We start from the raw sequence: 21442 nt of genomic DNA on the forward strand, positions 1-21442 counted from the left end.
GCCCGGCGCCGCGATCCGCGTCAGAGCTGTTGCGCCTTCCCGCTGCGGATGGCGTCGTCCAGCAAGCGCTTCACTTCGCGCTGCATCTGTTCCGTCGCGGCCACCTGCCTGCGGCTCAGCGCTTCCTGCTGCCGTGCGAGGGGCTCCTGCTGGCGCGAAAGGACTTCCTGCTGGCGCGCCAGCGCTTCCTGCTGCTGGGCGAGCGCGTCCAGGCGGCGGTCGGTCTCCGCATCGCTGGCGCGGCTGCCCTGCAGCGCGGCCGACGCGCGTTCGGTGGCGATGGCGGCCATCTTCCGGCCCAGTTCGCCCTGCTTTGCGCCCAGCTCTCCCTGCCGCTCGCCCAATGCACCCTGCTGTTCGCCGAGCTTGCCCTGCTGCGCGCCCAATGCCTCGACCGGCGCATGCGCGGCCTTCACCCGCTGCACGGTGGCGGCATCGCGCACGATGTACTGCTTGCCGTCCTCGCGCATCCACAGCACGGGCGCTTTGCCCTGCTGCAATGTCCTGGCGATGCGGATGTCGTCGCTGTGGCCGGCCATGGTCACTTCGTTGTCCTGGATGAGCACGTAGGCGTCGCCATCGCGTGCGCCGCCGATGCTCCACGTGCCACGCATCGGGGGCGGCGCGGGGGGAGTGGGCGCCGCCGGTGCACGCACGCGGGGCGCCGCAGGGGGTGCCGGTGGTGCCGGTGGTGCCGGCATGTCGCGCGCTGCCGCGACCACGACGGCACGCGGGGCTGCCTCCGGCCTGGGCGCGGCGACAGGATCGGCCTGCGCCGCGATCACGGGTGCGGCGACGGGCGTCGCTGCCACCGGCGCGACCGGGGTGCTGCTGGCGATCACGCGATAAGGCACCACGCCCAGCAGCACGATGCCGACGGTGACGGTCAGGGCGCTGGTGCGCAGGGGGGAAGCGGTGTGCTGCAGCATGAGCAGTCTCCTCTTGAGGATGCGGAATGTGGGGGAGGCGCCGGCCAACGCCGGCGAGGGAGCGGTGGAAACACCCAGCTTCACCAGCAAGCGCCCGTAATCGCGGGGAGCGTGGCGCTCGTCCGCGAGCACGGCGGCATCGCAGGCGACTTCACGCGCCAGGCTGTATTCGCGTGCCGCGAGGTGTGCGACGGGATGGAAGAAGAACAGGTGCTGCGCCAGTGCCGGCATCCACGCCCACCACAGGTCGCGTCGCTGCAGGTGGGCCAGTTCGTGATGCAGCGACATGCGCAGGTCGTCTGCATTCATGCGTTGCAGGGCGGCAGCGGGCAACATCAGCACCGGCCGCCACGGCCGCGCGAGCTGCGGCGAGTCGATGTCGTCGCTGACCTGCAACATCGGCAAGACCGGGATGCCGAGATGACGGCCCAGCGCGTGGTACTCCTCGCGTACGTGGCGATCCCGGCACGGCCGCGCGCGCGCGATCTGGCGCCGCAGTTGCCACGCCTGGCGCATCGTGTTGGCCAGCATCACGGCTACGCCGGCCAGCCATGCCACCAGCAGCAGTACCCCGGCATCGAGGGAGGTCTCCTGCGTCGATGCCGTCGGCGACGTGACGGTCACCGCCGGTCCCGCCGCCGTGAAGGCAGGCGAGGCGTCTCCCGCGGCCGCCATCGCCATCTGGGCTGCCACGGGCTCCGCCGGCAGCAAGGGCAGCGCAACGGGGGCATGCCACACCAGCCCCACCACCATCTGCGCGGCCACCAGCCACCACAGCCAGGCCCGTGTGCGCGCATCCAGGCGCGGCAGGTAGCGGCACAAGGCCCACACCAGGGCGGCAAGCAGCAGCGACTGCATGCCGACGTCGAGCAAGCGGGAAAGCAGGCTGTCCGCCCATGCGACAAGGTCCATGTCAGCCCTCCTTCCGCCGGGACTGCAGGCTCGCGACCATCGCCTCCAGTTCCGCCAGTTCGTCGTCGCTCACCTCGGTGCGCTGGGACATCCACGCCACCAACGGCGACAGCGAGCCCTGCAGCGTCTTCTCGACGAAACTGCCGACCGCATGGCGCATCACTTCATTGGACTGCGCGACCGGCGCGTACCGGTACACGCCCTCCACCTGGCGGCGTCGCAGGTAGGCCTTGGCACGCAGGCGCTCCATCATCGTGAGGACCGTGGAGCGGGCCAGGCCGCGGGTCTCGCCGAACGCGGCCGCCACTTCGCCCACGCTGGCCTCGCCGTGGTCGGACAGGTATTGCAGCAGCGCCAGCTCCTGGTCGCCGATGGACTTGCGGGCCTTGCCGGGCATGGGATCGCCTTGTGACTACAGTTGTCGTCAACATGCCCGTGACGACAACTGTAGTCAACCCTGCCGAAGGTCATTCCCGTGCGCCGGCCGACAGGCGGTCGCGGCTCAAGAAACCGGTGGCCAGGCCGATCCTTGGACAACCCCACCGTGTGCGCGCCCCGCCATGCTCATCATCGTCGGCTTCATCATCGTCACCCTGAGCGTGATCGGCGGCTACCTCGGCTCGCACGGCAAGCTGGGCGCCCTGTGGCAGCCGTTCGAGCTGGTCATCATCGGCGGCGCGGCCCTGGGCGCCTTCATGGCCAGCAATCCGACCAAGGTGGTCAAGGGCACGATCGCGGCCACCCTGTCGGTGTTCAAGGGCGCGAAGTACAAGTCGGCCGACTACCTGGACGTGCTGACGCTGATCCACGAGATGCTCAACAAGGCGCGCCGCGACGGCTTCATGTCGCTGGAAGAGCACATCGAGAACCCGACCAACAGCCCGCTGTTCCAGAAGTACCCCAAGATCCTCGCCGACCACCACCTGCTTGACTTCCTGACCGAATGCCTGCGCCTGATGGTGGGCAGCAACATCGAGCCGCACGAGCTGGAACCGCTGCTGGAGCTGGAGCTGGAAAAGCACCACCACGAGGCGATGGCACCGGCGCACGCACTGCAGAAGATGTCCGACGGCCTGCCCGGTTTCGGCATCGTGGCGGCGGTGCTGGGCATCATCGTGACGATGGGTTCGATCGGCGGCGACATCGCCGCGGTCGGCGCGCATGTCGCGGCGGCACTGGTCGGCACCTTCCTCGGCATCCTGCTCGCCTACGGCTTCGTCTCGCCGCTCGCCGCCGCCATCGAGGCCCAGGTCGAGCAGGACAGCCGCATGTACGAATCGGTGAAGACCGCGCTGCTGGCGTGCCTGCGCGGCTACAACCCGGCCGTGGCACTGGAATTCGCCCGCAAGACGCTGCCGTCCGACGTGCGCCCGCCGTTCGTCGAATTCGAAGCGCATCTCAAGGCCAACAAGTAAGCCACGGCGATGAGCGAGCAACGCCCCACCATCATCGTCCGCCGCATCAAGAAGGTCGCCGGTGGCGGCCATCACGGCGGCTCGTGGAAGGTCGCCTACGCGGACTTCGTGACTGCGATGATGGCGTTCTTCCTGGTGATGTGGCTGATGGGCGCCACCACCAACAAGGAGCGCGCGGCGATCTCGGAATACTTCCGGAACCCCAGCCCGCTGAGCGGCAAGAGCTTTTCGCCCGCGCCCGGCCCCGCCGGTCCCGGTGGCGCCAGCACATCGATGATCAAGCTGGGCGGCACGATGGACCTGCCCAAGGGCGAGAACGACAACCCGTTCGCCAAGCCACCCGGCGATGCGCAGCAGGCGGCCGAAGAGCAGCAGAAGGCGCAGGAAAAGCAGCGCCTGGAAACCCTGATGCAGGCGCTGGAGGAAGCGATCGGCAAGAGCCAGGCACTGGAACCGTTCAAGGACCAGTTGCTGCTGGACCTGACGCCCGAAGGCCTGCGCATCCAGATCGTCGACCAGCAGAACCGGCCGATGTTCGACCTCGGCGGCACGGTGCTGAAGTCCTACACGCAGACGATCCTGGCCGAGCTGGCCGGCTTCATCAACCAGGTGCCGAACCACGTCAGCATCACCGGGCACACCGATACCACGCAGTACACGTCCAATCGCGGTTACACCAACTGGGAGCTCAGCGCCGAGCGTGCCAATGCCGCGCGGCGCGCGCTGGTGGCCGGCGGCATGCACGAGGACAAGGTGTCGCGCGTGGTCGGGCTGTCGTCGTCCGTGCTGTTCGACAAGCAGAACCCGCAGAACCCGATCAACCGCCGCATCAGCATCGTGGTGATGACGAAGGCGGCGGAGCAGGCAATGCAGGGCGAAGGCGGAATGCTGACACCCGGCGCGCCGCTGCCGGACGCGGATACCGCGATGCCGGAACGCACGGCCAGCATCACGCCTCCACCCGCACCGCAGGTAGCCGTCGCGTCCGCACGCCCCTGACGCGCATGCGTGATCCCGGCAGGGGCGGCACTCGCATCTGCCCGCCCACCATGATTGCGGCGGTCATGCGTCTCCTTCCCGCACGATTGCCGGGCCTTTCAGTTCCAGCGTGTTGCCGTCGGGATCGTTGAAATAGAGCGACGGTCCCTCGCCTTCAGCGCCGAAGTTGGTGTCCGCCGGCCCGGCGGGCGTGATGTCGAAGCGCGCGAGGTGCTCGACCAGTGCGGCCTCGTCGAACGGTTCAATGCGCAGGCAGAGATGATCGACGTTGCGCCCCTCGCCGCCAGCCGGCGCGCCGCCGCGCGCACCCAGCTTCCCGTCCACGCTCACCAGATCGATCATCGATGCACCCGCGCGCAGGTGCACCAGCCCCAGATGTCCACGTTGCCGTTCCACGCCGCAGCCCAGGACGTCGCGGTAGAACGCGATGCTGCGCGCGAGGTCGCTCACGCGCAGGACAAGATGATCGATTCGCTGGACATCGAAGGGACGCGGCATCGTCGGGCTCCCGGGTAGTTGCAGACGCGACGATCCGCGCGCCGGGATTTCGACACGCGGTGCGGCATCGTGGCGTTGACGCAGCTGAACGGAGCGCGCACAATCCGCGCCGATCAGCCAGCACCGAGTTGCTTCGTCGAAGTTCTCACCGCCAGCGGAATGCGCCCTTCGGGCCCCCACCCGCTCCGAGAACTCGATGAAACCTTTGACCCTGGCGATCCTGTCGGCGTTGTCCGCCGGCGCGCACGCGGCCGAGACCGCACCTTCCGATACTCCCGCTCCCGCCGCCGCACCGCTGGCGACCACGCCGGAGTACCTCAAGCCCACCACCCTGGACACGCTGAAAGTCGTGGGCCAGCGCCTGTTCCCGTACCAGGAAGGCATGGTGCTCAACGAGCGCTACATCGACGAGCAGGCCAAGGGCAACGGCGACATCGGCACGTTGCTGCGGATCAATCCGAATGTGCAGTTCGACGATACGGCGATGACGTCCCGCAACATGGGCGAGATCCGACCTGCCGACATCAGCGTCAACGGCGGTTTGTACTACCAGAATGCGTTCCAGCTGGACGGCGCCAACTTCACCAACGACTTGGACCCGGCCAGCAACAATCCCAACCACTTTGCCGATCCACCCAGCCATACCCAGGGCCTGGCCGTGGACGCCAGCCTGATCGGAAGCCTTACCGTGTACGACAGCAACGTACCTGCGAGCTTCGGCGGCTTCAATGGTGGGGTGATCGTGGCCGAGAGCCGCAAAGCGGATGATGAGTTCGGCGGCAAAGTGACATACCGCATGACGCGTTCTGCATGGAACAAAGCGTACGTCCGCGACGACTACCAGCAGACCTTCGAAGACTCGGCCACGGCAGCCAACCAGCCCCAATACGACAAATACCAGCTGGGCCTGATGTTGGAGGGCAGGACGCAATCCGGCATCGGCCTGATCGGTAACATCAGCCGCACGCGATCGGTGATTCCCTTGCGCGGCCAAACCGGCGGCGTGCCGTCCGAGCACGATGACGCCATCAAGGATCAGGAACGCGAGAACACCAGCATCAGCCTGCGTGCCGATTGGCACAACGGCGGCGGACTGGCCTTGGAAGGAAACTTCACCTATGCCCCCACGCGCGAGCGCTACTTCATCCAGAATGCGAAGGATTCCTGGTTCGACCTGGAACAGGGTGGCCCACTGATCAGCCTGCGCGCAACGCTCGACCGCGGCGCCTGGACGCTGAAGAACACCCTGAGTTACAGCGACCTCGATGATTCGCGCGTCAGCGACGGCGACTACTGGTTCAGTTGGCGCTGGTCCGAAGACAAGAACTGGGGCACCAGCACCACGGGCCTGAGTACCGAAGGCAACTGGGGCAACGTCGAGCAGACCAATCGCAGCGTGGGCTACAAGCTTGAAGTGGACCGTGATCCCTTTGCCTTCGGCAGGATGGAGCATCGCCTTCAGTTCGGCGTGGAGGCCTCCGACCGCAAGGCAACATACCAGCGCCTTCGCGACTTCACCTCCTACATTACGCCAGCCGCCACCACCACCTGCGTAGATGCCACCGGTGCGACCGACAGCGTTGCCTGCTCGCTGTCACCCGTACCCTTCTACAGTGGCCGCGGCCAGTATCTGACGCGCAAGACCATCTATCTGGCAGGCTATTTCGAGGCCAAGTCCACCGATTGGGCAGCCTTCCTGCACGACGATATCCGCATGGGCAACTGGAGCTTCCGCCCCGGCATACGCGTGGATGGCAGCAACATGGTCGCTGACACCACCGTCGCGCCGCGATTCGCGATGTCTTGGGACATCCTTGGCGACCGGAAGTCCCTGCTTACCGCAGGCGCCAACCGCTACTACGGTCGCAACCTGTTCGCATACAAGCTGCGCGACGGACGCGATGGCCTGACGCTGGTGCAGACCCGGACCGGCACGGGCGCCAATCGCCTGATCTGGGGCACGCCCGTGCAGACGCTGAACGCGACGCGCTACGCGGAGATCGACACGCCCTACAGCGACGAACTCTCTCTGGGCTTCAATCAGGTACTTGGCAACTACGATGTCAACGCCAAGTACGTCAATCGACAGTACGAAGACGAAGTCATGCGGGTCTACCTGCCCAGCGACGACACCACTGGAAATTACGCCGCGCGCGTCTACGAGTACCAGAACGTCGGTCGCGCGCGCAGCGACACTTACACGCTCAGCATCGGCACGCGCTCGCCCTGGTCGTGGGCAGGGAGTACCACGATGGCGCAGTTCGCCTTGGACCGTACCGACACCCGCAGGTCCTACACCGGGGCGTACCAGGACTATTCGACGACCTTCGACAGCCAGGCGTACAACGCCCTGGTCCGGTACGCTGGCGACACCATGCGTCGCTACGAGCTTCCCGCAGACAGCTACAATCGTCCGTGGACGGTGCGTCTCGCCACCCAGACCCGGCTACCCGCATGGGGCTTGCTGTGGAGCAACTTCCTGCGTTATCGCGCGGCCTACCAGAAGCCGACGAAGGTCTCGGAAGAAGCCTATGGCGACGGCTGGATCGACGTATACGAGGACGTCAGCTATTCGAAGAGCTTCGTCTTGGACACGATGCTGGAGTACAGCCTCGACCTGTCCGGTGGACAAGATGCCTACGCGCGGGTCGAGGTGCACAACGTGTTCAACCGTGAAAACCGGATTAACGGGGAAGACTACGATCCAGGGCGCACGTTCTGGCTGGAGCTGGGCTACAGGTTCTAGCCGTGCAGACGACACGCCCTGGCATTGCTCTTCTTCTGTTCCTGCCCTTGCCCGTCATGTGGCTGTGCGTAGGGATGGCGCAGACCCGTATCGAGCCCTCCGCGGCTCCACCACAACAAAGCCTCGCCGAATGCCGCCAGCGCATCGCCATCAGCGCACCCCGCATCGACGCCGATTGCCTGCGCCGCATCTACGCACTGCCGATCAACGAATGGCCTGCCCCCACGGTCGACGCAGGCGCGTCGTGGCAGGAGCTCGCGCCGCTGCCTGACGTGCCGCCGGCGCCTGCGGACAACCCGCAGACGCCGGACAAGATCGCGCTGGGCAAGCGGCTGTTCGAAGACCCGCGACTCTCGCGCAGCGGACAGATCGCGTGCGCGAGCTGCCACGACCGGCAACTGGGCTGGGGCGATGGACGCAGCGTGTCGTTTGGGCACGATCGGCAGGCGGGAAAACGCAACGCGATGAACGTGTCGATGGCCGCCTTCTCCACCCCGCTGTTCTGGGATGGTCGCGCCGCAACGCTGGAGGCGCAGGCACTGCATCCGATCCAGGATTCCGCGGAGATGGCCTTCGCTCCCCGCGAACTGGAGAAGCGTCTCAACCGGGAAACCGACTACCCCGCCGCGTTCGCGCGCGTGTTCGGCGAAAGGAAGGTCACCATGCCCCGGGTGGCGCAGGCGCTGGCCAGCTACCAGCGCAGCCTGGTGCCCCGCTTCAACCGCTTCGACCGCTTCCTGGAAGGTCGGCGTGATGTACTGACGGACCAGCAGCTGTGGGGGCTGCATCTGTTCCGCACGCAGGCACGCTGCATGAACTGCCACAGTGGCCCTGCACTGACGGACAACCGTTTCCATAATCTCGGACTGCACTTCCGTGGTCGTCCGAAAGAGGATCTGGGGCGCTACCGGGTGACCGGTGATCCCGCCGACAGCGGCAAGTTCCGCACACCGACTTTGCGTGGCGTGGGGAAGACGGGCCCCTACATGCACAGCGGCGGCTTCATGGAGTTGCGCGGCGTGGTGAACATGTACAACGTCGGCATGCCACGGCCCGCGCGCAAACCTGACCAGCAGGACGACCCGTTGTTCCCGCAGACCGATCCCCTGCTCAAGCCCCTGGACCTGCACAAGACCGAACTCGAGGCGATCACCGAGTTCCTGCAAACGCTCTGACGACACTCAGCGCGCGTCGTGATCGCCCTGTTCCGGGCCGCGGCCGGGACGCCCCAGCGACTGCAGCACGTCATCCGCCACCGTGCGCAGGTGCAGGTCCTGCTGCGGGAAGGGGATCTCGATACCCGCCGCTTCCAGCGCGGCGTGCAGGCGCGTCATCAACTCGCTGCGGAGGGTCGACCAGTTGTCGAAGTCGTGTGTCCATGCCCGGATCGCGAAGTCCAGCGAACTGGTACCGAACCCGGTGAACAGCACGGCGGGTGCGGGATCGTCCGCGATGCCCTGCGTCGCGCGCGTGGTTTCCTGCAACAGCTGCACCACCCGCGTGACATCCGTTCCGTAGGCGACGCCCAGGTCGATGTCGATGCGCCGGGTGGGATCGTTCAATGTCCAGTTGGTCAGCTTGTCGGACAACAGCATGCCGTTGGGAACCACCACGTCGGCGCCATCGAAGGTGCGCACCGTGGTCGCGCGCATGCCGATGTTGCGCACGCGGCCCGCCGTGCCGCTGATGTCCACCACGTCGCCCGGCTGTACCGGGCGCTCGAACATGAGGATCAGGCCGGAGACGAAGTTCTTCACCACGTCCTGCAGGCCCAGTCCGATGCCCACGCCGAGCGCACCGAACAGGAACGCCAGCTGGCCCATCTTGAAACCGGCCGCCGAGAGCGCCGCCAGCAGGCCGAGCAGCAGCAGCGCGTAGTAGCTCAGCGAAGCCACGCTGTTGTCCACGCCGCGTGGCAACGACATGCGCGGCAGCACTTCTTCCCGCAGCAGGGCGCGCAGCGTTCTCGCGGTCCAGACCGCCAGCACCACGCCGATGCAGAACACCAGTATGTGGCCGAGGCTGATCGACAGCTCGCCGTACTCGAACCGGTGCGTCACGATCGTCTTCGTCAGGTCGTATACCGGCCGGAAGATGCGGAAGCGGTTCATCGTGTAGATGATCCAGCCGATCACCGCCGCCACGCGCGCCCACCGTGCCAGCGATTCCAGCACGTTGCCGCCATGCCGGCGCATCAGCCACAGCCGCCTGACCTCGCGGCGCGTACCTAGCCGGCGCAGCAACGTCTCGAACACCGTGACCGCCGCGTACAGCACCAGGGCGAAGTAGCCGCTCTCGATGATGCCCGAGGCCAGCATTTCCGCCAGCGACACATTGCCCAGCACGTTGGCCCCGATCGAGACGACCAGCACCACCACGCCACCCCAGGCCAGCGCATGCACCAGCCGACCCGCCCGTCCCGCCCCCCCCGCGAACTGCTGCCCGCGGGAACGCCATAGCAGCCACCCCGTCGCCAGCAGCGCCAATGTCGCCAGCCCCAGGTAGTACATGCGGTAGAGATAGTCGCTGGCCATCAGCAGTACGGACAGCCGCTGCAACAGATAGAACCCGGTGGCCAGGTACGGCCACGGGCCGAGCAGGCGCCGTCCCTGCTGCGGCATCAGGCGCAGCACCGGCACCAGGGCGACGAGCATGGCGATCTGGTGCAGGAACAGCGGCGCGTTTGGCTCCAGCAGCAGCGTGCCGATCATCGAGAGCAACAGCCAGGTGGAGAACGGCCGGCGGATCACGCGCGACTCGGCATCGGTCGCCAGGACCGACGTCGGGTCCACGCCCTCGCGACGATGGCGCCACGCCACCCACAGCAGCACGACCAGCAGCAGCACCTGCAGGATGTGCAGCAGCCGCTGGTTGCCCACGTCCGCCGCCGCGTACTGGGCGACGAAGCTGTTTTCCGACTGGATGTCGCGGCCGAGCTTGTCCGTCACGTCCTGGCGCAGCGTCGTGGTGCCTTGCACGCGCCACAGTGGCGGCGCATCGAGCCGCAACAGCCGACGGTCCGCATACGCGATGGCTTCTTCGACCGACCGCTGGCCGGACTGGATGCGCGCAGCCAGCAGGTTGGCGCGACGACCCAATCCGATCTGCTCGGCGAGCGGCGAAGAAAGCGACTGCTCGGCCTGCTGCAGGCGATCGGCGACGGCGTCGACGCGCATGCGCAGGGCCTCCGGCGTGCTCCCGGGCACCATCGCCTCGCGCGTGAGGTCCCAGTCCGCGCGCCGCAGCGCAAGCTCCGAGGCGTCCTGCGCATAAGGCCCCACCAGCGCCTGCATGTCGGCACGCCAGCGCGCGTATTGCCGCGCATCGAACTTCCAGTGCCGCTCCATGCTTTCCAGTCGCAACACCGGCAGCGAGCGCAACTCGCCATAACGGAACAGGCGGGTCTTCTGGTCCACGGACTGCTCGATCGCGGCCAGCCGCGGCACCAGCCGGCCCAGCGGATCCACGTTGGCTGCGCGCAGCGTCACTTCTTCTGCGTAACGTTCGTCCGCATCGGCGCGCCCCGGAATGTCGGCCAGTGCGATGGCCTCCGGCGCCTTGGGCTTGGCGGGGGACAGCAGGGTGGTCGCATCCTGCGCAGCCGCGAACGCCGGCAGCAGGCAGCACAGGCAAGCCAGCAACAGGCGCATCACGGGCATGATCGCTCCAGGCAACATGGCGCTCGCTTCAAGGTGGAGCCGGCCCCGATGGCCGGCGACGACGGCCGCAGTCTAACCCGCGCGCCGTCGTGGCCATGGTCAACGATGGCTCAGAACGCGTCGCTGCCCGGGCGGATCTCGACCCCCATCACCGCGGCCAGTTGCTGCATGCCTTCGTCGTCGCGGCGCAGTGCCATCCAGCCCGCGTACGCATCCCCGCCGGTGTTCCAGTTCCACAAGGTGTAGCCGTGCTCGCGCAGGCGGTCGTGGGCGGTGGCCATGAGCGCGGGCACGTCGGTATCGTCCAGGAAGTCCTCGTCGCTGGTGTCGCCGCCCCAGTCGATCTCGATGGCGTAACGCGCGGCGAGCTGGTTGACGCAGTCGATGAAGGACTCCGCATCCTTCCAGTCCACGTAGAAACCGGAGGTCCAGTCGATGGCGTCCTTCAGCGTCCACAACACCTGGTCGGGTTCGACGCCTTCGTCGCCACCCGCTTCGCGGTAGGCCGCGAACTGCCGCAATGCGGTTTCCTCGTCGCCGGGGTTGATCAGGACCAGCAGGTTCCACACCAGTGCTTCGGTGTCGTCCAGGTCCATGTCGTCCTCGTCATCGAAGGCATGGCGGAAGTTGTCGTCGGGGTCGAATTCGTGGTCGGGCGATGACATCGGCGTCGGATGAGGGAAGTTGGTGCACAGCATGCCGCGCCGGCCGCGCCCGGGGAAGCGGTGCCGCACCGTGCAGGACATTAAGACCGCGTGATGCATCCAGTCGGGTGAGCGCGTCGTAAGGAACTGCGTGTCCGCAACGCAGGACACCTCTTCCCACTCCTGGAGCACATCATGAAGTACACCTTCCTGTCCGTCGTCCTGACGGCCACTCTCGCCGCCACGGCCTGTTCGCCGAAGACCGCCGATGCCGAAGCAGGTGCCGCGCCGATGCCGGTACCCGAAGCCGCTGCGGACGTGACGGCCGATATGGCCGCGCCCGCTGCCGAACAGAACGATGTGGTGGATCTCGCCATCGGTTCGCCCGACCACAGCACGCTGGTCAGCGCGGTGCAGGCGGCGGGCCTGGTCGACACGCTGAAGGGCGCGGGTCCGTTCACGGTCTTCGCCCCCGTCAATGCCGCCTTCGACGCGCTGCCCGCAGGCACCGTCGACACCCTGCTGAAGCCCGAAAGCAAGGGCGACCTCACCACCGTGCTGACCTACCACGTGGTGGCCGGCAATATGGATGCCGCCGCGCTGACGCAGCAGATCGAAGCGGGCGGCGGCACCGCCACGCTGAAGACCGTGCAGGGCGGCGAACTGAAGGCGCAGTTGGCCGATGGCGGCGTCACCCTCACCGATGCGAAGGGCAACACGGCCAAGGTCACGACCGCCGATCTGAAGGCCACCAACGGCGTGATCCACGTGGTCGACAAGGTGCTGATGCCGTAATTCCTCGACGGCGGCACCGCCGGGCGCGGCCGTGGTGGGCCGCCCCGGCGTTTTTGTCACCGGCACGGCCAGGGTCTATCGTGGCGGAGCCGGCCCGCACGCCGGCCTGCCGGGGAGGCCGCGCCATGTTCAACCCCCGTCCCGTGGTGCAGCGGTTGGCGATCGGCCACGGCCATGCCTGCGTGGTCATCGACGATGCACTGCTCGCACCGGACCGCCTGCCCGCCTACGCGGAGGCCTACCGCGAGGATTTCCAGCCGGCACCGGCATCCGTGTTTCCTGGTGCGCAGCTGCGCATGCCGGAGGAATTCATCCACCTGCTGCACGACGTGTTCCGCGAGCACGCGCGCCGCGCGCTCGGCGCACGCCGCGTGCTGTTCAGCGCGGGCCGGCTGTCATTGCTGAAGTCGCCGCCGGCCACGCTTCCCCCGGCGCACTGGATCCCCCGGCGCGTGCGTACGTTCGAAGCGGACCAGTGCGCCGCCATGGCCGAACTGTTCCTCTTCCAGGACCCCGGGCTGGGTGGCCTGCAGTTCTTCCTGCCACGCATCTCGCCGCAGCAAGTGGAGCAGATGGAGCACGATGCCGATGCATTGCCACCGGAAGAATTCGCGCAGCGTTACGCCCTGCCGGCGGGCTATCCGGACGGTTCGAATGCGTGGTTCACCCATGTACTCACCGTGCCGGCGAAATGGAACCGGCTGGTCTTCCATGACGGCGCTGCGTTCCATGCCCCGGCCGTCCCCCATCCCGGGCAGCTGCGCGCCGACCCGCGATCCGGAAGGCTGACCCTGCAGGCCACGCTCAGCTGCAGCCGCAACCGCGTGGCCTGGTAGCCGCCGCGCTTCGGTTATCCTTCCGCCTCCCATCCGCACGACGCATTCCCATGTCCGACACGCCTCCCGACCACCTGGCCTCCGACCCGCGCAGCCCGTTCTACAACGCCGAGGCGATGGATCGCGGCGTCGGCATCCGCTTCAACGGCGTGGAGCGCGACAACGTGGAGGAGTACTGCATCAGCGAAGGCTGGGTGCGCGTCCCCGTGGGCAAGTCGAAGGACCGCCGCGGCAACCCGATGACGATGAAGGTCAAGGGCACGGTGGAGGCATGGTTCCGTTCGCCCGCCGGCGAATGAACGTGGCGGCGCCGTCGCGCGCGGCTTGAACGTCGCCGGTCGGCGCACCGTGGCACAATCCCTGCCTGCATGGCACGCCGGGAGGGCGCATGAAGTTCCTGTTGATGGTCTACACGGATGACCAGTTGCTCGATGCGCTGCCCGCCGGCGCGTTCGACCAGATGATGCATGGCTGCATCACCCACGCCGACGAGTTGAAGGCGCAGGGCACGCTGATGGAATCGCAACAGCTGGAACACGGGAGCACCGCGCGCACGGTGCGCGTCCGCGATGGCAAGACCAGCATCGTCGACGGCCCCTTCGCCGAGACGAAGGAGATCCTGGGTGGCTACAACCTCATCGAAGCCGACAGCATCGATGAAGCGGTGAAGATCGCGCAGGAATTCCCGTGGATCGGCACCGGCAGCATCGAGGTGCGGCCGGTGCGCGACTTCGACGCGGTACGTCGGCGCGTGGGCGCCTGACCCGCGCCTACTTCGCCTTCGCGCCGCCCAGGTGGCGCGAAAGGAAGTCCAGCAGCCTCGTGTAGTAGGTACGCTGGTTGGCTTCGGCGTAGAAGCCGTGGCCTTCGGTACGCACGTACAGGGTTTCCACCGGCACCCCTGCGGCCTTGAGCGCTTTCTCCATGCGCTCGCTGTGGGCCTGCGGCGCGATTTCGTCCTTGCCGCCCGCCGCCAGGAAGACCGGCACCCGGATGCGCGATGCCAGCGCGGTGGGTGAGACGTCCACCAGACGCGCACGGTCGTCACCCACCCAGTCGTCCATGTAGGTGCCCATCCAGCGCGCGCTGCGCGACTTCTGCTTGTGCATCAGCTCCAGGTCGTAGACGCCGACGTAGCCGGCGGCGCAGCGGTAGAGGTCCGGTTCCTTCGCCACACCCATCAGGGCCGCGTAACCGCCATAGCTGGCGCCGTACAGGCAGATGCGCTGCGGGTCGGCGATCTTCTGCTCGATCGCCCACCGCGTGGCATCGGTGACGTCGTCCTGCATGGCGCGCCCCCACTGCCGCGCGCCGGCCTGCTGGAACGCGCTGCCGTAGTTGCCGGAACCGCGATAGTTCAGTCGCAGCACCGCATAGCCCGCACGCGCCAGCATCTCCGCCTCGTCGTTGAACTCCCAGCCGTCGAAGACGCCGAACGGACCGCCATGCGGCATCACCACCAGCGGCAACGGCGCGGCGTGCTGCCCGCGCGGCCGGGTGAGGTAGCCATGCAGGGGGAGTCCGTCACGCGCCCGGAGTGTCACCAGTTCACTCGGCGCCACGTTCGCGGGGTCCAGCCAACTGCGCCGGCTGAAGACCAGGTTCGCCGAGTTGTTCGTCGTATCGAAAAGGAAGAAGTCGCCCGGACTGGTATCGCTCCATGCATGGACGATCTTCAGCCGGCCATCGCGCGTGCCCGACGTGATCTCGATCGACGCGCCGGGGAACGAGCGCTCCAGCTTGCGGTACAGGCGCGCGGTGGTGGATGCCTCGTCGAAGAACGCGGTGCGCAGCTTCTCGTGCATGAAGAAACTGCCGACCGGCGTGCGGCCATCGTCCGCATAGATGATGTCGTGCGGATCGACCACCGCGTCGCGCATCACCTGGGTGCGTCCACCGTTGGTGGTGTCCAGCGCCACGATGGCATCGGGCCCCTGCGCCTGTTGCACCTGCAGGTAAGCGGTGCGCCCGTCGGTCGAGAGACCGAGCGGCCACTCCACGTGCCCGCTCTTGCCTTCATCGTTCACCAGCGTCCACGGCGAATCATCGTCCGCCCGATGGTAGAGCTTGCTGATGTTGTCGTCGCCGGACCCGATCGCGAACCGCACCCGGCGGGCAGGGTCGACGACGAAGCGCGCGTTCCGCACGGGCGCGGTCGCCACCGTGTCGAGGTCGCCACTGAAGACATCGAGCATTTCCACCCGCGTGCTCGGGGACGAGGTGTCCAGCGCGTACATCCCCACCAGCACCTTGCGCGACTGATCCGGCAAGGTGTCGATCAGATAGGCGGCCCGCGGCTGCAGCTCCGTGCCCTCCAGCCCGTAGCGGGCAAAGATCTGGCGCCGCGCGCTGCCATCGGCGTTGGTCGCGTACAGCTCGCCGGTCGCATACGGCTGGTCGCGCGAGCCGTACTTCTTCGCCACCGAGACGACGACGCGCTCGTCGCTGACCCACCACACGCCATTGATCACACTGTCACGGCCGGCACTGACCTTGGAGGTGACCTGCTTGTCGCTGCGCCGGATGACGGCCAGGATGGTCTGGTCCTCCAGCGGCACCGTCATCGCGTAGTACTCGCCCGTCGGCGAGATCTTCAGGGTTTCCAGTACGTCCTTTTTCAGGAACGGCTCAAGCTCGACCTGCGCATGCGCCAAGGGCGCCAGCAGACACCCCAGCAGGATGCCCGCACTGCGTACTCCCCACTCCATGGACGCCTCCCGTGGCATCACGTGTCCCCGCGCGGATTAAAGCGCAGCGGCACGGTGAGGGACAAGCGCACGCGGTCACGGCATTGCGAAGCGGGCCTCAACGCGCCAGCGCCGGCTCCTGCGCCCGCTCGATGGCGGGCGCCTGCACGAGGGAGGCGGCCTCCAGCCGCTGCTGCCCGGCCTGCAGCCAGGCCTGCCCGGCCGCCCCTTGCAGTCCGTCGCGCGAGATGCGTTCGATCGCCGCGCCATCCCCGCGCTTCGCCGCGTCGAGCAACGGTCCGACCATGTCGCCTGCACGGGCAGGCACTGCGGTGTCCGAACGGGTCTGCGGCACCGGGCCGATCTCGACTGGTCGCCAGGCCAGTTCGCGCGCCAGCGCTTCGTTGCGTGGCTGCGCATCCAGGCAGTCGATCCTGCACAGGGCTCCAGGCGCGAGTTCCTCCTGCATGCCGCGCGCGCCCGCCTTGTCGTAGATCGAGGTGCGATAGAAGAACTGGTGCTCTTCGGAGCGATGGATGACGTTGCGCGCCGGATCGGTCGGCTCTTCGCGCTTCTCCAGATAGGGCGTGTCGCTGAGTGCGTTGAGGTAATCGATCATCAGGTTGCCGCTGCGGATGCCGATGCCGTCCTGGGAATAGCCGCCGCCGATGTCGCTGTGCGCACCTGCCACGGTGACGTTGAGGAAGCGCCCACCGTCGGTCACCCCGGGATCCATCACACGCGTGGACTGGAACAAATTGCGCCGCTCGTCGTCGGCCGTGATCTGGAAGCCCGACACCACGGACGGCGGCAGGCGGCGGTCGTGGTCGCGCGGCTCGCCCGTGCCAACCGGATCGAACAGGCCGACGGCCTGGATGACGGTGCCGGGTTCGCGCAGATTGGGACGCGTGGGCTCGAGCCTTTCGATGTGACCGTTACGGTCGCGCACGACGTCCATGCCCCTCGGATCCTGGATGCCCCGCTCCTCCACCAGGCGCGTGAAGCCCGCCGCCTGCTCGGCACCACGGCTGAATCCGATGGCGGCGATGCGGATGTCGGCACCGGGATTGTCCCGCAGCCAAGCCGAGGCCTGCTGGATGAACTGGAAGTACATTTCCTCCATGCGGGCTTCGTAAGTGCCGCCGGTTGCCTGGTCGATGACACCGCCCAGTCCGCCCTGCGTACCCGGGCCTTCGACGTATCCGAAGCCGATCGCCGGATCCTTTGCCTGCTCAAGCTGTTTCGCGATGCGGGCCACGTTGGTGTGGTTCTCCGGCGCATCCTTGTACATGCTGTTGCCGGTGCCGTCGAAGGCAGCGACGAACAGCCGATGGTCCGGCGCATCGCCGTCGCGGAGCAACGGCGCCGAGAAGCTCGCGAGTTGCCTGCTGGCGTCCGGGAACGTCGCCAGATCCGATGCCATCGCCGGTACCGTGCTTACACCATCAGGATGCCGTTCGCCGCCCATGCTCCACTCCCTGGAGGTGTGTCAGTAGGTTTTCGTCCAGGCCAGGATCAGATCGTCGCGGAAGCCGCTGTACTTGTTGCCCGGCACCTGCAATGTCTTCGTTGGCACGAAGGCGCGCATGTAGACATTGATGGTGCGATCGTTCACTTCAAGGATGATGTCCGGATCGCCCAGATCTCCATAGATCTCGTCGCGCGGCACGTTGTGCAGCACGACGCGGTCCTTGAAGATCTCACCGATATCGACTTCGGCTTCATGCGGCACGCCATCCTTAGAGCGCCATTGCACTTTCGCCGGCGCCGGAAAATTGCGCCTGGCGATGTGCCCCGCACTGAGAAGCTTCTCGTGACTTGCGCGATAGGACGAAATGGGAGGGCTTACCTCGTCGTCGTGGTCAACGCCATGGACGAAACCGCTGTATACGATCTTGCAGCCGATGGTGTCGAAACAGTGCGCGCCGAAGTTGTGCTGGAAGAACTTCAAGGGCCACTCCGACGCAGCCGTGTCGCCAGCCCTCGTTTCCCCCAAACCCGATTCCTGCGTCATCGCCATGCCCTGGCATCCTGCGGTTGAGACGATCATCGCCGATACCAGCGCCAGCGATCGCGCATGGCCCGAAGAACGTCCGTGGAGTGTCGGCCTCCTGCCCTGCATTCGTGCACCTCTCGCGTCATGCGTCGGCTCTTCTGTACTTCAGATGTGTCGCCTGCGCAAGCTTTCGCATTCAAATCAGCACACGTCACCGGCTACATTCATGTACTTCAATCTCCGGGCATCTTGCCTTCGTCCATGTGCACGACTTCCCACAGGTGGCCATCGATGTCCTGGAAGCCGCGCTGGTACATGAAGCCGTAGTCCTTCGCCTCGATGGGTTCGCTGCCGCCGGCGGCCAGTGCCTTGCCCACCATGTCGTCGACGGCGGCACGACTGTCGGCGGACAGGCACAGGATCACTTCGGTGTGGGTGCGCGCATCGCAGATCGTCTTGCGCGTGAAGCCCTGGAAGAACGGCTCCACTAGCAACATCACATGGATGGTGTCGCTGATGACGAGGCAGGCAGCATCCTCGTTGGTGAACTGCGGATTGGTCGGATAACCCAGCGCATTGAAGAAGGCCCTGGATGCGGCCAGGTCGCGCACGGGAAGATTGACGAAGATCTGGGTGCTCATGGCGGTTGCCTCAACGGTGGGTGGATGCCTGGATCTGCGCGGCCAGGCGCGCTTCCTGCTCGCGCAGTTCCGGCGTCAGTGCGTCGCCGAAATCATCGGCCTCGAACACCGGGCGCACCTCGATCTCCGTGCCGCCGTCGAACGGTGCGCGCTTGATCCACTCGATCGCCTCGTCGAGGCTGCGCACCTGCCAGAGCCAGAAGCCGGCGACCAGCTCCTTCGTTTCACCGAAGGGCCCATCGATGACGCTGCGTTGCCTGCCCTCGAAGCGCACCCGCGCGCCTCGCGAGGACGGATGCAGCCCTTCACCCGCCAGCATGATGCCGGCCTTCACCAGCGCTTCGTTGAACCTGCCCATCTCGGCCAGCAGCTCGGTGCCGGGCATTTCGCCGGCTTCGGACGCGGGGCTGGCCTTCACGATGACCATGACTTTCATTGAGGATCTCCTGTCACGCGGTCGGGACCTTCCGCCGCTTTCAGGGGGACGACGAACGGGCGTGGCGCGGATCGACACGATCCTGCGCGACCGACGGCGGCGGGTCGGGGCGCGTCCTACTGGAGACGCAGCTTCAGGTCGCGGCGGCCCTGCGCCTCGTTGCCGCTGTAGTCGCGCGCGGTGATGCGCAGCAGGTAGTCGCCCGCCGGCAGTTCGCCCGCCTGCCACGTGCCTTCGCCCCAGGCGCCATCGCGCACGGTGTTGGTCACGCTGTACTTGAACCGTGTCACGGCGCTGCCATGCACGGTGATGCCGCTACCTGGTGCGTAGGCGACCTGCACCGCGTCATCGGACGGCAGGCGCTGGAAGTCCAGCGTCATGCGCGGCGCCTCGAAGCCGGCGACGGGCGTGCCGTCGTCATGCAGCACCTGGTAGCCCAGCGCATACAGGCCGAGGCGGCGCCGCGGGAGGTTGCGGTCCACCTGGTCCCACGCGTCCACCACGATACGCACGCCCTGCAATGCGCGCGGCACCAGCACGTGATCTTCCTGGCGCTGGTCGATGGGCTGGTCGAGCGTATCAAACAACGCGACGTCGTCGATGCGCGGCGGATAGGCATCGGTGAAACCGGTGAAACCGAGTGCGATGGCGTTGCGTTCGTAGCCCGATGGCCCGATCGACAGGTGCACGTGCGCCATGCGGTTGATCGTTCCCAGCGCATCGCCCGCCTCGAAGCGCGTGCCGCGGCGCACCCGGATGCGACTGGGATCGCCGCTGAGATCCCGCAGCAGTTGGAAGCGGGCCGGATCCAGCAGGTCGCCGCGCGGTGTGCGGCCGACGCGCATGTGGATGTAGTCCAGCGGGCCCACGCCGAGTCCTTCGCCCAGGCCATCGAAACCCCACGCCGCGGCCGGACTGCTGACCTTGCCGTCGGCGATGGCCAGCACGGTGGCGCCCACGTCGCCGCGGATGTCGAGTCCGCCGTGCAGATGGTGGCGACTCTCGCCTTCGTAGTCGCCCCGGACTTCGCCCAGCGTACCCACCACCTCGTGCCAGGCGTCCTGCGGCTGCAAGGGCCAGCGGCCCGCGGTATCCGGCAATGGATCGTCCGTCGAAGGCCCCACCGTCGCCGCCATCGGGACGGCGCCCGGTGCGAGTGGCGTGATGCGGTGCACGCGATGGCTTCCCGCATCGGTGAAGTGCACATCGCCGGAAGCATCGACAGCCAGGCCGGCGGTGCGCGACAGGCGCTGGTCCGGCACATGCCCCGCCAACGCATGCCAGCGACCGTCGCGCATCACCTGCATGACGCGCCCGCTGTACATCTCGCCGACGTACAACTGGCCATCGCGCGTCAACGCCAGGCTCAAGGGCCGACGCGGGCCGGCCAGCGCCGACAGGTCCTGCTGCATCGGCAACGTGCTGACGCCACCCTGCGGCGCGATCCGGCGGATGGCATTGTTGCGGAGATCGGCGACCCAGGCCACGCCGGTCGCATCGACCGCGATGCCGGTCGGCGTGTCGAACCGCGCCTCCGTTCCCGAACCATCGAGGAATCCGGGATGTTCTCCGCCCGCCAGCGTGGTGACGTCGCCTTCGCGCGAGATCAGCCGGATGCGGTCGTTGTAGGTGTCGGCCACATAGATGCGACCGCTGCCGTCCACTGCCACGCCGATGGGGCCATTGAACTGCGCCTGCCTCGCAGGCCCATCGCGGTATCCCGCCTCGCCCGTGCCCGCGACCGTGGTCACCACGCCCTGCGGCGTGATCCTGCGGATGGCGTGGTTGCCGGTATCCGCCACATAGAGATTGCCGTCACCGTCGCGCGCCAACGCCGACGGTGTGTGGAAGGCGGCGGCCGGACCGGTGCCGTCGGCGAACCCCTCGCGCCCGCCTGCCAGCGTGGTGACCGTGCCGTCGGCCGCAATGCGGCGGATGCGGTTGTTGTCGCCCGCATCGGCGACATAACGGGTGCCGTCCTCCATCACCACGATGCCCCAGGGGTCATCGAAGCGGGCCTGCAACCCCACGCCTTCCCGCAGGCCGCGCACGCCATCGCCCGCCGTCAGCGACAGCTGTCCCGGCCAGCCGAACGGGGTGGCCGGCGGGCCGGCGTCAGGCACCGGAACCGGGAAACGCGGCGTGAACAGGAAGGTGGCGGCGAGGGCGGCGGTGGTAAGCACGACCACCACCCACAGCCAGGCAGTACGACTCATTGCATCAGGACGCCCGAGAAACGACGCCGCATG

18 protein-coding genes and 1 pseudogene are annotated in these 21442 nt (G+C 67.2%); 8 read left to right on the plus strand and 11 right to left on the minus strand.

What is annotated here, in order from left to right; genetic code table 11:
* Positions 1-20 precede the first annotated feature (20 nt).
* Together AC3DET_RS18415 and AC3DET_RS18420 are read right to left on the minus strand one after the other, a co-directional pair.
* Complete coding sequence (locus tag AC3DET_RS18415) at positions 21-1841, minus strand: M56 family metallopeptidase (protein WP_488392559.1); 1821 nt, start codon at positions 1839-1841, stop codon at positions 21-23.
* Position 1842: 1 nt separating this feature from the next.
* Complete coding sequence (locus AC3DET_RS18420; RefSeq protein WP_337732626.1) at positions 1843-2238, minus strand: BlaI/MecI/CopY family transcriptional regulator; 396 nt, start codon at positions 2236-2238, stop codon at positions 1843-1845.
* 163 nt (positions 2239-2401) lie between these two features.
* Here AC3DET_RS18420 and motA point away from each other — a divergent pair, with 163 nt between their 5' ends.
* Together motA and motB are read left to right on the plus strand one after the other, a co-directional pair.
* Positions 2402-3256, plus strand: coding sequence for a flagellar motor stator protein MotA (motA, locus tag AC3DET_RS18425; protein WP_337732627.1), 855 nt, complete (start codon positions 2402-2404; stop codon positions 3254-3256).
* Between the two features lie 9 nt (positions 3257-3265).
* Positions 3266-4252, plus strand: a pseudogene (gene motB, locus AC3DET_RS18430) (flagellar motor protein MotB); the annotation flags it as partial.
* Positions 4253-4318: 66 nt separating this feature from the next.
* On the opposite strand, the gene AC3DET_RS18435 reads toward motB, so the two are convergent.
* On the minus strand, positions 4319-4753 hold the full coding sequence (locus AC3DET_RS18435) for a VOC family protein (RefSeq protein ID WP_488392560.1): 435 nt from the start codon (positions 4751-4753) through the stop codon (positions 4319-4321).
* Positions 4754-4949: 196 nt separating this feature from the next.
* Between AC3DET_RS18435 and AC3DET_RS18440 the strand changes: the two genes are divergently transcribed.
* On the plus strand, positions 4950-7499 hold the full coding sequence (locus tag AC3DET_RS18440; protein WP_488392561.1) for a TonB-dependent receptor: 2550 nt from the start codon (positions 4950-4952) through the stop codon (positions 7497-7499).
* 74 nt (positions 7500-7573) lie between these two features.
* Positions 7574-8674: a cytochrome-c peroxidase gene (locus AC3DET_RS18445; protein ID WP_488392562.1), complete on the plus strand. Its 1101-nt coding sequence runs from the start codon at positions 7574-7576 to the stop codon at positions 8672-8674.
* Positions 8675-8680: 6 nt separating this feature from the next.
* On the opposite strand, the gene AC3DET_RS18450 is transcribed toward AC3DET_RS18445, so the two are convergent.
* Positions 8681-11158, minus strand: coding sequence for a mechanosensitive ion channel family protein (locus tag AC3DET_RS18450; protein ID WP_488392563.1), 2478 nt, complete (start codon positions 11156-11158; stop codon positions 8681-8683).
* Between the two features lie 110 nt (positions 11159-11268).
* On the minus strand, positions 11269-11823 hold the full coding sequence (locus AC3DET_RS18455) for a DUF6630 family protein (RefSeq protein WP_337732633.1): 555 nt from the start codon (positions 11821-11823) through the stop codon (positions 11269-11271).
* A gap of 174 nt (positions 11824-11997) precedes the next feature.
* Between AC3DET_RS18455 and AC3DET_RS18460 the strand changes: the two genes are divergently transcribed.
* The 4 genes from AC3DET_RS18460 (at position 11998) to AC3DET_RS18475 (ending at position 14196) form a co-directional block, all read left to right on the plus strand.
* Positions 11998-12597 carry a fasciclin domain-containing protein gene (locus AC3DET_RS18460; protein ID WP_488392564.1) on the plus strand — a complete coding sequence of 200 codons (600 nt, stop codon included), beginning with the start codon at positions 11998-12000 and terminating at the stop codon, positions 12595-12597.
* A 125-nt stretch (positions 12598-12722) separates the two neighbouring features.
* The gene (locus tag AC3DET_RS18465) at positions 12723-13433 is read left to right on the plus strand and encodes a DUF6445 family protein (protein ID WP_488392565.1); all 711 of its coding nucleotides are present in this window, start codon (positions 12723-12725) and stop codon (positions 13431-13433) included.
* A gap of 50 nt (positions 13434-13483) precedes the next feature.
* Positions 13484-13732: a DUF3297 family protein gene (locus AC3DET_RS18470; protein WP_142125999.1), complete on the plus strand. Its 249-nt coding sequence runs from the start codon at positions 13484-13486 to the stop codon at positions 13730-13732.
* An 89-nt stretch (positions 13733-13821) separates the two neighbouring features.
* The gene (locus AC3DET_RS18475; protein WP_488392566.1) at positions 13822-14196 is read left to right on the plus strand and encodes a YciI family protein; all 375 of its coding nucleotides are present in this window, start codon (positions 13822-13824) and stop codon (positions 14194-14196) included.
* A 7-nt stretch (positions 14197-14203) separates the two neighbouring features.
* On the opposite strand, the gene AC3DET_RS18480 is transcribed toward AC3DET_RS18475, so the two are convergent.
* The 6 genes from AC3DET_RS18480 to AC3DET_RS18505 form a co-directional block, all read right to left on the minus strand.
* Complete coding sequence (locus AC3DET_RS18480; protein ID WP_488392567.1) at positions 14204-16141, minus strand: alpha/beta hydrolase family protein; 1938 nt, start codon at positions 16139-16141, stop codon at positions 14204-14206.
* A gap of 97 nt (positions 16142-16238) precedes the next feature.
* Complete coding sequence (locus AC3DET_RS18485) at positions 16239-17543, minus strand: T6SS phospholipase effector Tle1-like catalytic domain-containing protein (protein ID WP_337732640.1); 1305 nt, start codon at positions 17541-17543, stop codon at positions 16239-16241.
* Between the two features lie 66 nt (positions 17544-17609).
* Positions 17610-18140, minus strand: coding sequence for a hypothetical protein (locus tag AC3DET_RS18490; RefSeq protein WP_337732641.1), 531 nt, complete (start codon positions 18138-18140; stop codon positions 17610-17612).
* Between the two features lie 209 nt (positions 18141-18349).
* Positions 18350-18757, minus strand: coding sequence for a VOC family protein (locus tag AC3DET_RS18495; RefSeq protein ID WP_337732642.1), 408 nt, complete (start codon positions 18755-18757; stop codon positions 18350-18352).
* A gap of 10 nt (positions 18758-18767) precedes the next feature.
* Complete coding sequence (locus AC3DET_RS18500) at positions 18768-19193, minus strand: YciI family protein (RefSeq protein ID WP_446539332.1); 426 nt, start codon at positions 19191-19193, stop codon at positions 18768-18770.
* A 116-nt stretch (positions 19194-19309) separates the two neighbouring features.
* The gene (locus AC3DET_RS18505; RefSeq protein ID WP_488392568.1) at positions 19310-21409 is read right to left on the minus strand and encodes a gluconolaconase; all 2100 of its coding nucleotides are present in this window, start codon (positions 21407-21409) and stop codon (positions 19310-19312) included.
* Positions 21410-21442 lie beyond the last annotated feature (33 nt).

Source organism: Pseudoxanthomonas sp. 97-1-1, assembly GCF_057773125.1.